Here is a 14082-nt window from a genome sequence, read left to right as displayed (position 1 = left end):
CTAGAACCTCTCCGGCTTGACGAGGGCGAGGACGAGGTATCCGAGCAGGGAGACGGCCACGGCGAGGCCGACGATGTTTTCGACGGTCACAGCTTGGCCACCCCTCGGGCGATGAGAGCCACCAGCGCGAATACCGCGACCGTGGTGACGACGAAGGCCAGATCGGCCACCGTGAGCTCCTGGATGAAGAGGGAAGAAATGAATCGGCCAGATGGCCGATGACGAGATAACCGTGTCTTCATCCCGGCGTTAAGACACCTTGATGAGGTCCATACGGGCCCGCGGGAACTCTTGACGCCGTCCTTACGGGAAGTGCCTGAAAAGGACCGGTCAGGCCTGGTGGGACAGGCCGGCCGTGTCCAGGGCGGAGCCGGCCTGCGCGGCCAGCGCGACGGCCACGAAGCGGTCCTGTTCCGGAGGCAGCGGCCCGGGGTGGGGATCCAGCAGGAAGCGGCCGTAGTAGTGTCCGCCGCCCACGACCCGGAGCTCGGTCTTGCCGTCCGGCCAGTCGGTGTACTCCGTCACCCGGCCCGGGCGGTGCAGCCAGACGCCGCCGTCATGCTCCAGACGCGGCAGGTTGCCCATCAGGGATCCGTACTCGAAGCGGCAGCCGCGCAGCTCCAGCAGCCCGACGAGCTCCCTGCGCACGTACTCGACCACCGCCTCCGGCGAGCGGCCGTCCTCGGCCAGCCGGGCGGTTCCCTCCGACCACGTTCTCCGCATCCATCTGAACCTTCCCCCATTTCCGAGGGGGTGGGGTGATGCCCCTTTCAACCCTGCCCCCGTTGGAGGTGCAGCCACCCGCCCCTGCGAGGTCTTGACGCACCTCATACGACTTTCCCGGCCGGCCATCAAGGGCGCGTGAAGACTGGCGTGGCGGTCGTATGGATAACGCCAAGAACACTGGCGATCCGGCCATGGCGTTCGGACGCTGTCCTCACTTTGTCCAACGGAGGAACAGCGAAAGATGTCGATAGACATGGGAAAGCCGAGCGCGGCAGGACAGGCCCCGGGCACGGAGGAACCTCCTGATACCGGCGTACGGACACCGGCGGCAGACGACCGCCATCGGCTGACCGCTCTCCAGGGGCTGGCCGCGCTGTCCCTGGACGCGATGGCGTCCGTGGCGTACGGGCCGGAGTCGATCGTGCTGGTCCTGGCCGCGGCCGGTGCCTACGGTTTGGGCTTCACCCTCCCCGTCACCCTGGCGATCGCCGCGCTGCTGGCGGTGCTGGTGGCCTCGTACCGGCAGGTGATCGCCGCGTTCCCGGACGGAGGCGGTTCGTACGCGGTCGCCAAGCGCCACCTGGGCCGGCGGACGAGTCTGGTCGCCGCGGCCTCGCTGATCCTGGACTACGTCCTGAACGTGGCCGTGTCCGTCACGGCCGGTGTGGCCGCCCTGACCTCGGCGTTTCCCGAGCTGTACGGGGAACGGGTATGGATCTGCCTGGGCGTCCTGGTGCTGGTCACCGCCGTGAACCTGCGCGGGGTCGTGGAATCCGCCAAGGCGTTCCTCGTGCCCACCGCCGTGTTCGTCGGGTCGATCCTCGCGATGGTCGTCGTCGGGCTCTTCCGCGACGGTCCCGTCAGCACCGCGTCCGCCACCGGGCACGCCTCGGCCCTCGGCGAGGGCGCGACCGCCGTCGGGGCGCTCCTGTTGCTGAAGGCCTTCGCCGCCGGGTGCTCGGCCCTGACCGGAGTCGAGGCGGTCGCCAATGCAGTGCCGTCCTTCCGGGCGCCGGCCGCCCGCCGGGCCCAGCGCACCGAGGTCGCCCTCGGCGCGCTCCTGGGCGTGATGCTGATCGGCCTCTCCACCCTCATCGGGCGCTTCCACCTCCAGCCGGTCGAGGGCGTCACCGTCCTCGCGCAGCTCGCGGACGCCTCCTTCGGGCACAACGCCGCCTTCTACGTGGTCCAGTTCGCCACGATGGTGCTGCTGGCGCTGGCCGCGAACACCTCCTTCGGAGGTCTGCCCGTGCTGATGAGCCTGCTGGCCCGCGACAACCACCTGCCCCACGTCTTCGCCCTCAAGGCCGATCGCCAGGTCCACCGCCACGGAGTGGTCTGGCTGGCCCTCGTCTCCGCCCTCCTGCTCGTCTTCTCCGGCGGCGACACCAACACCCTCGTCCCGCTCTTCGCGATCGGTGTCTTCGTCGGCTTCACCATCTGCCAGGTGGGCATGGTCCGGCACTGGTACGGGGAGCGGCCGCGCGGCTGGCAGGCCAAGGCGGCGCTCAACGGCTTCGGCGCTCTCCTGACGGGTGTCTCGGCCGTCGTCGTCACCGCGACCAAGTTCACCGAGGGCGCCTGGCTGATCGTCGTCGCGCTGCCGCTGCTCGTCCTCGGCTTCGAGAAGATCCACCGCGCGTACACGGAGATCGGCGAACGCCTGGAGCTCGGCCGGATCCCGCGGCCCCCGCACCGGTCCCGCTCCGTGGTCGTGGTCCCGGTCTCCGGCCTGTCCCGCCTGACCAGCCAGGCCCTCACGGCCGCCCGCTCACTCGGCGACGAAGTCCTCGCCGTGACCGTCACCCATCCGTCTCCCGAGGACCGTGATGCGGCTGAAGCCCTGAGGCGTGACTGGGAGTTGTGGAAGCCCGGCGTCGAACTGATCGAGCTCGCCTCGGAAACCCGCTCGCTCGGCCGTCCATTGTCGGCCTACGTGCGGAAGCTGACCCAGACACGTCAGGACGCGCAGGTGACCGTCCTGATCCCGGAGACCGAACCCGCCCACCTGTGGCAGCGGCTGCTCCAGAACCAGCGCGGTTCCGTCGTCGCCCACGCGGTCCGCCGCGACACCGACGCCGTGATCTGCCGGTTGCGCTTCCGCCTTACGGCCGAGGCGCGTTGACGCGCCTCTGACGGCGGATTGACGGGTCTCGTGCGCCCGCCGTCAAGGAGGTGGCAAATCCCGTGCCGGGATGGGCGCTTGAGGTGAGAGGGGCAGTAGTTTCCTGCCTGTTGCGCCGCCGGGGACCTCGCAAACACTCACATGACGGCCGAGGGGGTCCATGGAGGAAGTCCCCGGCGGCGACACCCCCTCCCGCGCTCTGGCCACGAGCTGCCAGGGCTGCCACCTCGAACCCATCCAGAAGGTCGCTTCATGCCTCCCGCCGCCGCGCAGCACGTTCCTCCGGGTCTCGGGACACCTCCGCGCACCCCGACCAACCGACCGTCCCGGAAACGCTCCGGCCAGGTGAACGTCGTGGACCCCGAGCTCCTCGCCGCCTCCGCGCGGGAGGCCGTGGGCAAGCTCCATCCCCGCGAACTCGTGAAGAAGCCGGTGCTGTTCGTCGTCGCCGTCGGATCCGTTCTGACCACGCTGTCGGCCCTCATCCACCCGTCCGTCTTCACCTGGGTGATCAGCGTCTGGCTCTGGCTGACGGTCCTGTTCGCCAACCTCGCCGAGGCCGTTGCCGAGGGCCGGGGCCGGGCTCAGGCCGAGTCGCTGCGCAAGGCGCGTACGGACACGGTCGCGGTACGGCTGAACCACTGGACGTACGGGGCGAACCTGCACCGGTCCGAGACGGAGGTGGTCACGCCGGCCGAGCTCCAACCCTTCGACTTCGTGCTCGTCGAGGCCGGAGAGCCGATCCCGGCCGACGGTGACGTGGTCGACGGGGCCGCGATGGTGGACGAGTCGGCCGTCACCGGCGAATCGGCGCCCGTACTGCGGGAATCGGGCGGTGACCGGTCCGGGGTCACCGGCGGCACGACCGTGCTGTCCGACTCGATCGTAGTACGGGTCACTTCACGTCCAGGCAACAGCTTCATCGACCGGATGATCGCCCTCGTCGAGGGCGCCACCCGGCAGAAGACCCCGAACGAGATCGCGCTGAACATCCTCCTGGCCGCTCTCACCGTCATCTTCGTCCTGGTGGTCGTCGCCATCCAGCCGATGGCCGCCTACGCGCACGCCGCGCAGTCCACGACGGTCCTGGTCGCCCTCCTCGTCACCCTCATCCCCACCACGATCGGCGCCCTCCTGTCGGCGATCGGGATTGCGGGCATGGACCGGCTCGTCCAGCGGAACGTCATCGCCATGAGCGGACGCGCCGTCGAGGCCGCCGGGGACGTGAACACCCTGCTGCTCGACAAGACCGGAACCATCACCCTCGGCAACCGTGAGGCCGCGGCCTTCGTCCCCCTGCCCGGCGTGGACCACATCAAGCTGGCGGACGCCGCTCAGCTGTCCTCGCTCGCAGACGAGACGCCCGAGGGCCGATCCGTCGTGGCCCTCGCCCGGCAGTACGGACTGCGACCGGCCACCGCCGATGACCTCAGCAACCCGCGGTTCACCGAGTTCAGCGCCCGGACCCGGATGAGCGGCGTCAACCTGAGCTGGGACAACGGTGCCGGTTGTGCCATCCGCAAGGGCGCGGTGGCGCAGGTCTGCGACTGGGTGGCGATGCGCGGCGGCACCGTACCGGCGGAAGCGGTGGCCTGGTCGGCCACCGTGTCGGAGTCCGGGGGCACGCCCCTGCTGGTGGCGGTCCACGACTGGGACGGGCCGAGGGTGCTCGGGATCATCCACCTCAAGGACGTGGTCAAGGAGGGGATCCGGGAGCGGTTCGAGGAGCTGCGCCAGATGGGGATCCGCACGGTCATGGTGACCGGCGACAACGAGCTGACGGCCCGCGCCATCGCCGAAGAGGCCGGCGTCGACGAGTACCTGGCGGAGGCCACTCCCGAGGACAAGATGGCCCTCATCAAGCGGGAGCAGGCCGGCGGCAAGCTCGTCGCCATGACCGGCGACGGCACCAACGACGCCCCTGCCCTCGCCCAGGCCGACGTGGGCGTGGCCATGAACACCGGCACCTCGGCTGCCAAGGAAGCCGGGAACATGGTCGACCTGGACTCCAACCCCACCAAGCTCATCGACATCGTCGAGATCGGCAAGCAGCTCCTCATCACCCGCGGCGCCCTGACCACCTTCTCCATCACCAACGACGTCGCCAAGTACTTCGCGATCATCCCCGCGATGTTCGCCTCTGCCTACCCGGGCCTCGAAGCCCTCAACATCATGGGACTGAGCAGCCCCCGGTCCGCGATCACCTCGGCGATCATCTTCAACGCGCTGATCATCGTCGCCCTCATCCCGCTCGCCCTGCGCGGTGTCCGCTACAAGCCCGCCTCCGCTCACGACCTGCTGCGCCGCAACCTCGGCGTCTACGGCGTGGGCGGGCTCGTGCTGCCGTTCGTCGGGATCAAGCTCATCGACCTGCTGGTCTCCTACATACCCGGCATGGGATGAGTTCCGGGCCGCCTCCTTCCCGCTGCTAGTGCGTCTTGCTAAGTACCGGTAGTCAGCGTTACGGTGTACCGGTACTCAACGACGCTTGATAGCTCAGAGGGGAGGCGTTCCGTGGCCAAGCTGCTGACCGAGATGCTCAAGGGCACGCTGGAGGGCATCATCCTCGCGTCCCTGGCCGGCAGGCCCGCCTACGGGTACGAGATCACGGCACGCCTGAGGGAGCAGGGCTTCTCGGACATCGCCGAAGGGACCGTCTACGCGCTGCTCGTCAGGATGGAGAAGCGTGGTCTCGTCGATGTGGAGAAGGTCGCCTCGGAGAAGGGGCCACCGCGCAAGGTGCACTCCCTCAACGCCCGGGGGCGGGAATACCTCGAAGAGTTCTGGAGGACCTGGAGCTTCCTCGCGGAACGACTGGAACAGCTGCGCGAAGGGGAGGGCGAGTAGTCATGTCCGACGTCGAGAAGAGCGGGATCATCGCGAGGGTGATCGGGCCCAAGAAGCGGTGGAGGGCGTACAAGGCGCGCGTCAAGGAGCTGCCCGGCGGTCACCGCGCGGCGGTCGAGGCGATCGAGCGGCACCTGATGTACTTCGTGCCGGTCGACGCCGACAGCAACGCGTCGATGTTCGAGGACCTCGCGGACCTGTTCGAACAGGCCGCCGCGGACGGCACGTCGATCCGCGAGATCGTCGGGGAGGACCCGGTGGAGTTCGCCGAGACCTTCGCGCAGAACTACTCGGACGGTGGCTACGTCCCCGCCCGTGCGCGCAAGCGGCTCACCGAGGACATCGAGCAGGCCGCAGTCGACGCGGACGGGGCGGTCTGACGGCGACGGCACGCACACGAGCTCCGTACCGGAATGGTTTCGCAGGATCCAACAGGGGGTTTCACGGTGGGACAAGGCAACAACGGCTTCTCCGAAGCAGGACTGCGCAGACTGAGCGAGGTGCTGCGGGGGCACGTGGAGTCCGGGAAGATCCCCGGACTCGTCGCCCTGGTGAGCCGGGGCGAGGAGACCCACGTCGAAGCGATCGGGACGATGCGCCACGGCGGAGGCCCGCCGATGCGCCGGGACACGATCTTCCGGATGGCCTCGACGACCAAACCGGTAGCGTCCGCCGCGGCGATGGTCCTGCTCGACGAGTGCCGAATACGGCTGGACGACCCGGTGGACCGGTGGCTGCCAGAGCTCGCCGACCGGCAGGTCATGAAGAAGGCCGACGGCCCCCTGGATGACACTGTGCCGGCCCGGCGCCCGATCACGGTGCGGGACCTGCTCACCTCCACGCTCGGGCTCGGGTTGGACATGACTGCGCCGACCTCCCCGATCATGGGCGCATTCTTCGAGCGGGGCGTGTACGGCCAGGAGGACGGGTGGCTGCTGCCGGCCCCGGAACCGGACGAGTGGATGCGACGCCTGGGCACGCTCCCGCTGATGCACCAGCCCGGGGAGCGGTGGCTGTACAACGTCGGCGACGACGTGCTCGGAGTGCTGGTGGCCAGGGTCACCGGCCGGTCGTTCGAGGCATTCCTGCGCGAGCGCGTCTTCGAGCCGCTGGGGATGAAGGACACCGGCTTCCACGTGCCCGCCGACAAGATCGACCGGCTGCCGCCCCTGTACGCTCCCGATCCGCAGACCGGCGAGTTCGTCGTGGCGGACGCGGCCGAAGGGGGACACCACAGCCGGCCCCCCGCGTTCCAGTCGGGCGGCGGTGGACTCGACTCCACCATCGACGACTACCACGCCTACTTCCGGATGCTGCTGGGCCACGGGACGCACGGCGACCGGCGGATCCTGTCCCGGCCCGCCGTCGAGCTCATGACGACCAACCGCCTCCCCGCCGCGCAGCTGGCCGACCGGGAAGAGCGCGCCCGCGACCTCGTCCACCTGTCGCACGGCCAGGGGCAGCACGGAGGCTGGGGTTTCGGTATGGCGGTGCGCACGTACCGAGGTGACTACGCGCCCGTCGGCCAGTTCGGCTGGGACGGCGGAACGGGCACCACCACGTACGCCGACCCGGCCAACGGGCTCGTCGGCATCCTCCTCACCCAGACCGGGATGTCCACTCCTGATTCGGCGTGGGCCATCAACGATTTCTGGACCACCCTCTACCGGGCGATCGACGATTGACCTGTCGACCTGGTCGAGGTCGCCCCGGCACATCTCCACGGAAGGCCTCGACCAGGTTCGCGTCTTCGCCGCCTGCCTGTCTCCTCACCCGACGTGCGGGTTCCGCCTCCAAGCGTGAGCGCGTTCGCTACGCCATCGGAAGGAAAGGCGTTAAGAGGGCGTCAGGATTCCGTCAGGCGGGGCTATAGACGTATTGGCTGAGTTCTCGCTGCGTACGCTGGCCCAGCCGTCGACTCCGATGGCCGAATCCACGCCGTACGACAGGAGCGCCCGATCATGGCCACCCCTGCCCGCTCCTCGCGCCTGCGCGCGTGGATGCTGGAAGGCCTGACCGCCGAGAACAGTTCGCCCGCCGCCAAGGAGGCGGCGGCCCAGCCGCACGGCCGGCCGTGGTGGCGGGTGATGTGCCTGACGGGTCTGGACTACTTCTCCACCCTCGGCTACCAGCCCGGCATCGCGTTCCTCGCGGCAGGTCTGCTGTCGCCGCTGGCGACCATCGTGCTCGTGCTGCTGACCCTCTTCGGCGCGCTGCCCGTCTACCGACGGGTGGCCGAGGAGAGCCCGCACGGCGAGGGATCCATCGCCATGCTGGAGAAGCTGCTGTCGTTCTGGAAGGGGAAGCTGTTCGTCCTGACCCTGCTCGGGTTCGCGGCGACCGACTTCCTCATCACCATCACCCTCTCCGCCGCCGACGCGACCGCGCACATGGTGGAGAACCCGCACCTCACCAGCACCCTGCACGGCCACGAGGTCCTGATCACCCTGATCCTGATCGCGCTGCTCGGCGGCGTCTTCCTCAAGGGGTTCAGCGAGGCCATCGGCGTCGCCGTGGTCCTGGTGGCCACCTACCTCGGCCTGAACGTCATCGTCGTGGCGGTCGGGCTGTGGAACGTGTTCACGGAGCCGCAGGTCATCACCGACTGGACGACCGCGCTGACCGCCGAGCACGGCAACCCCTTCATGATGATCGCCATCGCGCTCGTCGTGTTCCCGAAACTCGCGCTCGGCCTGTCCGGCTTCGAGACCGGCGTCGCGGTCATGCCACACGTCGAGGGCGACCCCGCGGACACCGAGGAGAAGCCCGCCGGACGGATCCGCGGAGCCAAGAAGCTGCTGACCACGGCGGCCGTGATCATGAGTGTCTTCCTGATCTGCTCCAGCCTCATCACCACCCTGCTGATCCCGGCCGCCCAGTTCCAGCCGGGCGGCGAAGCCAACGGCCGCGCCCTGGCCTACCTGGCCCACGAGTACCTCGGCTCCGCCTTCGGCACCGTCTACGACATCTCGACCATCTGCATCCTGTGGTTCGCGGGAGCCTCCGCGATGGCCGGCCTGCTCAACCTGATGCCGCGCTACCTGCCCCGCTACGGCATGGCCCCGCAGTGGGCCCGCGCCCTGCGCCCCATGGTCATCGTCTTCACCCTCGTCGCGTTCCTCGTGACCTGGATCTTCAACGCCGACGTCGACGCCCAGGGCGGCGCCTACGCCACGGGCGTCCTGGTCCTGATCACCTCGGCGGCGGTCGCGGTGACCATCGCGGCCCGCCGGGCCGGGGAACGGGGCTGGACCATCGGCTTCGGCATCATCTCGGCCGTCTTCATCTACACCACCGCCGTCAACGTCGTGGAGCGCCCGGACGGCGTGAAGATCGGTGCCTGCTTCATCGGCGGCATCATGGCGCTCTCCCTCCTCTCGCGCCTGGCCCGGGTCTTCGAGCTGCGCGTCACGCACATCGAGTTCGACGACATGGCGCAGCGGTTCATCCGCGACACCGCCAACCGCACGATCCGGTTCATCGCCAACGAGCCCGACAATCGGGACCTGGAGGAGTACCGGCAGAAGAAGGCACAGATCCGCGCGGACAACGACATCCCGGCCGAGGACGACGTCGTGTTCGTCGAGGTCACGGTCCTGGACGCCTCCGAATTCGAGTCCGGCATGCGCGTACGCGGCGAAGTCCTCCACGACCGCTACCGAGTCCTCACCCTGGAGAGCTCCAGCATCCCCAACGCCCTTGCCGCCCTCCTGCTCCACGTCCGCGACGAGACCGGCCAACGGCCCCACATCTACTTCGAGTGGACCGAGGGCAACCCGATGGCCAACTTCTTCCGGTTCTTCCTCTTCGGCCAGGGCGAGGTCGCCCCCGTCACCCGCGAGGTCATCCGCGAAGCCGAACCGGACCGCAGCCGCCGCCCGCACGTGCACGCCGGCTGACGGGCGGCGCAAGGAAGCCGACAGGACGTGGTCGTACGGGGTGCGGCCGCGGAGGCGCGGCCGATCAGCCGGGGTTCTTCTGGCGGCCGTCCGGCCCGATGGTGGCGGCGATGCGGGCGATCTCCGAAGGGCTGTCGATCACGATCCGGCCGCCCCCCAGGCGGCCGCCGGCCGCGAGCCGGGTCGTGGAAGCCGGCCAGACGGAGAGGTCTTCCGTACCCGATGCCGAGGCCGAAATGACAGCGGTGGTCATCGCACGGGGTCTCCCTTCTCACGCGGCCGAGGCCGAAGAGGCTCGCCGAGGCTTCGGGGCGAGCGCGGGGGAACCACTGGTGACGGACCGGGTGACCGCGGGTGCGGTGAACGTCGGATCCACGGTCAGCAGTTCCACCCCGAGCGGTTCGGACATCGCCCGGAGCGCCCGCTCGGAGATCCTGATCCACGGGTGCTCCGCGCCGAGCGTGGCCGTCAGTCGGTCAGGGTCTGTGAACCCGACCGCGGTCCGCGCACCCAGCGGGGTGCGGAACAGGCGGACCACCACCTCGGCAGTTCCCGGCCGGACGGGCACGTGGAGCAGTCCGGCCGGGACGCGTTCCTCGGGCTCGGGGTCGTCGTCGTACTGGAACAGGCACATGGGGCCCTCCTGGGGGAGCCGTGAGCGGAGAAGGATGGTGCCCCGGGTGCGGGGAGGCGGCCCGGGGCGGCCACTCGAAAGCTGTCCCCGTGGTCCGCCTCTGACGGGATCTTGACGGTGCAGGCCGGTTCATAGGGAGTGCTGACGGCCGGGGACGCGAGGCGTCAGCAACGCGTCAGAATCGCGGCCGACCGCGGCGGAGCGGCTTCGGAGGGTCGAGCTGTGCGCCGTGCCGGCGTGGCAGGCTCCGGACGGCGGGAGCCGTGCTCGTCGACGTCGCACGCGACCCGGACGACCTGCTCGCGGTCGGCTCGGGCCCACGCGGACCGCTCCGCCCCTCCACAGCCCGCTACGTCCTCGCGCACGCGCCCTGTCCCGTGCTGACCGTACCCCCGTCCCCGCTCCAGGCCACGTAGGAAGCGGCCCACCGCCGCAGCTCCGGTATTTCGTCGCCAGCGACCTGATCAGAGGGCTGGATCGTGGCCTGTGGCACATTGCCATTCTCGGTAGGCGGCAAGAGCGGTGGGGAGGGTCGGGAAGATGCGCTCCGGGCCGATCTTCGCTGTCAGCCCGTAGGCGTCGAGAGGACGGCGCAGGTCCTGCTTGACGCGGGCGAGGGCGAACACGATGTCCCGTTGGCTGAGTTCGGCGCGCAGGGCCTCGACGGCATCGAGGGCGGTGATGTCGACCTCGACGTTGGCCTCGGTGTTCAGGATGAACCAGTGCAACGGTTCGTCCTGGGCTGCGACCGAGGCCAGGGCCCGGCGGCGGAAGTCCTCGGCGTTGGCGAAGAACAACGGTGAGTCGTAGCGGTAGATGAGGAGACCGGGAATCGTGCGGGCACTCGGGTAGTCGTCGATGTCGTGCATACCGGCCAAGCCCGGGACGATTCCCTCGACGGCGTCGTGAGGCCGGGCGACCCTCGTGAGTAGTTCGGCGACGGACAGCGCCACGGCGAGGAGCACGCCGTACAGGATGCCGAGGGCGAGTACGCCGAGACCACAGCCGAGGGCGAGCAGGAACTCGCGGCGACGGAAGGCTGCCAGCCTGCGGAACTCGCCCACCTCGACCAGGCGTACGGCGGCGTAGACGACGATGGCGCCGAGGGCGGCGGTGGGGGTGTGGGTGAGCAGCCGGCCGAGGAAGAGGAGCACGGCGGCCACGCAGGCGGCGCCGACGAGGGAGTACACCTGGGTACGGGCTCCGGTGGAGTCCGCGAGGGCGGTGCGGCTGGCACTGCTGCTGACCGGGAAGCCGTGCAGGATTCCGGCGCCGAGGTTCGCCGTGCCGAGGGCCAGGAGCTCGCGGTTGGCGTTCAGGGGGTGTGGATCGTCGTGCCGGGAGAAGGCGCGTGCGGTCAGGATGACGTCGGTGTAGCCGACGAGCAGAACGCCGAGAGCAGGCAGGACCAGGCCGGCGAGGTCAGCCGGCCGGGGCAGGGCGAAGCCCGGCAAGCCGGTCGGGACCGCGCCGATGACGTCGATTCCCCGGTCCTCGTCCAGTGCGAAGACCGCCACCACCGCCGTGGCGAGGACGAGGACGACGAGCGGTCCGGGAAGAGCCCGCCACAGCAGAGGCAGGGTGAACAGCAAGAGCAGGCAGCCCGCGGCCATCGCGGTCGTGGGCCAGTGCAGGTTGCCGAGGTGACGGAGGAACGAGTAGAGCTGGGGGAAGAACCCCGATCCGCTCCCGCTGGTCCCGGTGAGGCGGGGCAGCTGATCCACGATCATGATGAACGCGACACCGGCCAGATAGCCGACGAGCACGGGCCTGGAGAGAAGGTCGGCCAGGAAGCCGAGCCGGACCGCCCATGCGGCCAGACAGAGCAGGCCGACGATCACGGCCAAAGCTGCGGCGAGCGCCGCGTAGCGCGTGGGGTCGCCGGCTGCGAGCGGCCCGACGGCCACAGCGGTCATGAGGGCGGTGGTCGACTCCGGTCCGACGGACAGCAGGCGCGAGGTGCCGCTCAGCGCGTAGAGGACCAAGGCCGGCAGGACGGCCCACAGGCCTACGACCGGAGGTAGCCCGGCCACACCTGCGTAAGCCATGACCTGCGGCACCAGGTAGGCGGCGACCGTAACCCCGGCCAGGACATCGCCCCGTAGCCAGCCCGTCCGGTAGCCGCGGAAGGCGGGCGGGATCGCAGTGATCCGGCCGTGCTTCGGCATGGCACCTCCGGGACTCACGCGGGCTTGTGCCTCACCATCGTGCCGGGCGGAGGGCCGCAGGGCGGTGAAGGGCGCGAGTGGGCGGACCGCTACCGGCTGCTCTCCCGAAGACGGAAGCCGGTGACCAGGTCGGGCCTGATCCGGATGGCGCCCGATGCGGCGCCCTCGACCCACGGCTGGAGGAGGTGCGCGTAACGTTCGACCTCGCTGGGGGCGGTTACGGCGGTGGCGTAGCCGGTGGCGACCACGCTCCACCCCAGCTGCTCGCCTTGATTGATGACATCGGCTTCGTAGGCGACGACCACGTCGGCAGCCCCTTGGGCCGCGAGCAAGGATGCCAGTGTCGAATAGTCCTGGACACGGACGATGATGTCGCCGTCGTCGAGGAGGTGGTTGACCGGGCGCACGTCGGGCAGCGCGTGACGGGTGAACACGATCCGGCCCAGTTCGACGGTGCCCAGCAGGTGCAGCGCCTCGTCGGCACTGAGCTCTTCCATGTGCCGTCCCGGCATGGTGACGGCAGGTGAGCTGGTGGCCGTACCGGCCGGGTCGTTCTTCATCGTGGGCATCCTTGGTCAAGCGGGCGGGACGCCGGTGCCGTCGCCCGCTGTCGGCTTCTCACAGGGGCGTGGACCCAGGGGTATGGCTCCGCAGCACCGCGAGCCGCCGGCCGTATTCCTCGTCATCCATCTCGCCTTTGGCGAACCGTTCCGCCAGGAGCCTCTCGGCGCCCTTGTCGGAGGCTGGGTACGGCGCAGGGGCTGTGGGCCCGTCCGCACCGTCCTGCCTGAGGGCGCGGACCACGAGGACGGCCGCTGCGATGATCAGGGTCCAGACGATCAGCGTGGTGAGGGACATGGCGAACCATCCCCAGGCCCCCATGTCATGTCCATTCCAATACATCGCGCACCTCCCGGTCGGGCGGGGCCGACGGCCGCGAGTCGGCCATCTGCTGCCAGGATCTGCGTCTGCACCGGACTCCGGCATGGGCCGGTCGGCCCACACACGGGACCACAGGGCCCATGCCCACGACCCGGCGGATCGCCAAGACTGAAGACGGACTCGAACAGGAGGCCGTTCATGAGCACCCCCTCACCCACCCGCATCTCCGAGGCGCTGCCTGCCGACTGCCGTTCCCGGCTGATGGAACTGGCCCAGGAGGTCGACTTCGCCGAGGGCGCGCGCCTCTTCCGCGAGGGCGGCCGCGCCGATCGGTTCTGGATCGTCCGGACCGGCACCGTCGCCCTGGACGTCCACGTGCCCGGGCGGCGTGCCGCCGTCATCGAGAGCCTCGGCGCTGGTCAGCTGGTCGGCTGTTCGTGGCTCTTCAAGCCGTACGCCTGGCGCCTGGGCGCCGAGGCTATGTCGCCCGTCCGCGCGTACGAGTTCGAAGCGGCGCGCGTACGGATGCTGATGGACGAGGACGCCGCCTTCGGCTCTGCCCTGGGCCACTGGGTCGGGCAGGTCCTCGCCAACCGGCTGCAGGCCGCCCGCGTGCGCCTTCTCGATCTGTACGCACCCTATGGGAGCGGCAGCTTCCTCTGATCGTCCTTACGCCGAAGGAGCTGGTCATGCCCGCATTCCGCTACACCGTCAGTGACGTCATGACGCATACAGCGGTCTTCTCATCGGCCACCGGGTGCGTGGTGAGCCTTCCTGCGACAATTCTGATGTGAACGCTAT

16 protein-coding genes are annotated in these 14082 nt (G+C 69.5%); 8 read left to right on the top strand and 8 right to left on the bottom strand.

Going from position 1 to position 14082, the window contains the following annotated elements:
- The 3 genes from kdpF to OG295_RS03360 all read right to left on the bottom strand — a co-directional run bounded on the left by kdpF (position 1) and on the right by OG295_RS03360 (position 723).
- Positions 1–90, bottom strand: a complete 90-nt coding sequence (gene kdpF, locus OG295_RS03370; protein WP_114055407.1) for a K(+)-transporting ATPase subunit F — start codon at positions 88–90, stop codon at positions 1–3.
- On the bottom strand, positions 87–242 hold the full coding sequence (locus OG295_RS03365) for a hypothetical protein (RefSeq protein ID WP_371675460.1): 156 nt from the start codon (positions 240–242) through the stop codon (positions 87–89). The genes kdpF and OG295_RS03365 overlap by 4 nt, the downstream gene beginning before the upstream one ends.
- 88 nt (positions 243–330) lie before the next feature.
- The gene (locus OG295_RS03360; RefSeq protein ID WP_371675459.1) at positions 331–723 is read right to left on the bottom strand and encodes a hypothetical protein; all 393 of its coding nucleotides are present in this window, start codon (positions 721–723) and stop codon (positions 331–333) included.
- A gap of 244 nt (positions 724–967) precedes the next feature.
- On the opposite strand from OG295_RS03360, the gene OG295_RS03355 reads away from it, so the two are divergent.
- The 6 genes from OG295_RS03355 (at position 968) to OG295_RS03330 (ending at position 9597) form a co-directional block, all read left to right on the top strand.
- Entirely contained in the window at positions 968–2851 is a 1884-nt protein-coding gene (locus tag OG295_RS03355; protein WP_371675458.1) for an APC family permease, read from the top strand.
- A 252-nt stretch (positions 2852–3103) separates the two neighbouring features.
- Positions 3104–5254: a potassium-transporting ATPase subunit KdpB gene (kdpB, locus tag OG295_RS03350; RefSeq protein WP_371675457.1), complete on the top strand. Its 2151-nt coding sequence runs from the start codon at positions 3104–3106 to the stop codon at positions 5252–5254.
- A 111-nt stretch (positions 5255–5365) separates the two neighbouring features.
- Positions 5366–5698 carry a PadR family transcriptional regulator gene (locus tag OG295_RS03345; protein ID WP_371675456.1) on the top strand — a complete coding sequence of 111 codons (333 nt, stop codon included), beginning with the start codon at positions 5366–5368 and terminating at the stop codon, positions 5696–5698.
- Positions 5699–5700: 2 nt separating this feature from the next.
- Complete coding sequence (locus OG295_RS03340) at positions 5701–6078, top strand: DUF1048 domain-containing protein (protein WP_371675455.1); 378 nt, start codon at positions 5701–5703, stop codon at positions 6076–6078.
- A gap of 66 nt (positions 6079–6144) precedes the next feature.
- A complete protein-coding gene (locus OG295_RS03335) occupies positions 6145–7383 on the top strand; it encodes a serine hydrolase domain-containing protein (RefSeq protein ID WP_371675454.1) in 1239 nt (412 codons plus the stop codon).
- Positions 7384–7659: 276 nt separating this feature from the next.
- Positions 7660–9597: an amino acid transporter gene (locus tag OG295_RS03330; protein ID WP_371675453.1), complete on the top strand. Its 1938-nt coding sequence runs from the start codon at positions 7660–7662 to the stop codon at positions 9595–9597.
- Positions 9598–9661: 64 nt separating this feature from the next.
- On the opposite strand, the gene OG295_RS03325 is transcribed toward OG295_RS03330, so the two are convergent.
- Positions 9662–9850: a hypothetical protein gene (locus OG295_RS03325; RefSeq protein WP_371681425.1), complete on the bottom strand. Its 189-nt coding sequence runs from the start codon at positions 9848–9850 to the stop codon at positions 9662–9664.
- Positions 9851–9868: 18 nt separating this feature from the next.
- Entirely contained in the window at positions 9869–10231 is a 363-nt protein-coding gene (locus OG295_RS03320; protein ID WP_371675452.1) for an SAV_915 family protein, read from the bottom strand.
- A gap of 263 nt (positions 10232–10494) precedes the next feature.
- On the opposite strand from OG295_RS03320, the gene OG295_RS03315 reads away from it, so the two are divergent.
- On the top strand, positions 10495–10647 hold the full coding sequence (locus OG295_RS03315) for a universal stress protein (RefSeq protein ID WP_371675451.1): 153 nt from the start codon (positions 10495–10497) through the stop codon (positions 10645–10647).
- 48 nt (positions 10648–10695) lie between these two features.
- On the opposite strand, the gene OG295_RS03310 is transcribed toward OG295_RS03315, so the two are convergent.
- From OG295_RS03310 to OG295_RS03300, 3 genes are all read right to left on the bottom strand, one after another.
- Entirely contained in the window at positions 10696–12399 is a 1704-nt protein-coding gene (locus OG295_RS03310; RefSeq protein ID WP_371675450.1) for a SulP family inorganic anion transporter, read from the bottom strand.
- An 89-nt stretch (positions 12400–12488) separates the two neighbouring features.
- Positions 12489–12959 carry a pyridoxamine 5'-phosphate oxidase family protein gene (locus tag OG295_RS03305; RefSeq protein ID WP_371675449.1) on the bottom strand — a complete coding sequence of 157 codons (471 nt, stop codon included), beginning with the start codon at positions 12957–12959 and terminating at the stop codon, positions 12489–12491.
- Positions 12960–13017: 58 nt separating this feature from the next.
- Complete coding sequence (locus OG295_RS03300) at positions 13018–13257, bottom strand: SHOCT domain-containing protein (protein ID WP_371675448.1); 240 nt, start codon at positions 13255–13257, stop codon at positions 13018–13020.
- Positions 13258–13479: 222 nt separating this feature from the next.
- Here OG295_RS03300 and OG295_RS03295 point away from each other — a divergent pair, with 222 nt between their 5' ends.
- Positions 13480–13944 carry a Crp/Fnr family transcriptional regulator gene (locus OG295_RS03295; RefSeq protein ID WP_371675447.1) on the top strand — a complete coding sequence of 155 codons (465 nt, stop codon included), beginning with the start codon at positions 13480–13482 and terminating at the stop codon, positions 13942–13944.
- The last annotated feature ends 138 nt before the right edge of the window (positions 13945–14082 follow it).

It is taken from the genome of Streptomyces sp. NBC_01276, assembly GCF_041435355.1.
GTDB lineage: Bacteria > Actinomycetota > Actinomycetes > Streptomycetales > Streptomycetaceae > Streptomyces.
Note: the sequence above shows the minus strand (reverse complement) of the source record. Positions and strands in the feature narration are given on the sequence as shown.

Bases quoted from the DNA above. Each gene is read 5' to 3' on its own strand.
- OG295_RS03340 (WP_371675455.1), top strand. From the start codon at position 5,701: ATGTCCGACGTCGAGAAGAGCGGGATCATCGCGAGGGTGATCGGGCCC.
- OG295_RS03355 (WP_371675458.1), top strand. From the start codon at position 968: ATGTCGATAGACATGGGAAAGCCGAGCGCGGCAGGACAGGCCCCGGGC.
- OG295_RS03295 (WP_371675447.1), top strand. From the start codon at position 13,480: ATGAGCACCCCCTCACCCACCCGCATCTCCGAGGCGCTGCCTGCCGAC.
- OG295_RS03365 (WP_371675460.1), bottom strand. From the start codon at position 242: ATGAAGACACGGTTATCTCGTCATCGGCCATCTGGCCGATTCATTTCT.
- OG295_RS03360 (WP_371675459.1), bottom strand. From the start codon at position 723: ATGCGGAGAACGTGGTCGGAGGGAACCGCCCGGCTGGCCGAGGACGGC.
- OG295_RS03305 (WP_371675449.1), bottom strand. From the start codon at position 12,959: ATGAAGAACGACCCGGCCGGTACGGCCACCAGCTCACCTGCCGTCACC.
- kdpB (WP_371675457.1), top strand. From the start codon at position 3,104: ATGCCTCCCGCCGCCGCGCAGCACGTTCCTCCGGGTCTCGGGACACCT.
- OG295_RS03330 (WP_371675453.1), top strand. From the start codon at position 7,660: ATGGCCACCCCTGCCCGCTCCTCGCGCCTGCGCGCGTGGATGCTGGAA.
- OG295_RS03310 (WP_371675450.1), bottom strand. From the start codon at position 12,399: ATGCCGAAGCACGGCCGGATCACTGCGATCCCGCCCGCCTTCCGCGGC.
- OG295_RS03300 (WP_371675448.1), bottom strand. From the start codon at position 13,257: ATGTCCCTCACCACGCTGATCGTCTGGACCCTGATCATCGCAGCGGCC.
- OG295_RS03325 (WP_371681425.1), bottom strand. From the start codon at position 9,850: ATGACCACCGCTGTCATTTCGGCCTCGGCATCGGGTACGGAAGACCTC.
- OG295_RS03320 (WP_371675452.1), bottom strand. From the start codon at position 10,231: ATGTGCCTGTTCCAGTACGACGACGACCCCGAGCCCGAGGAACGCGTC.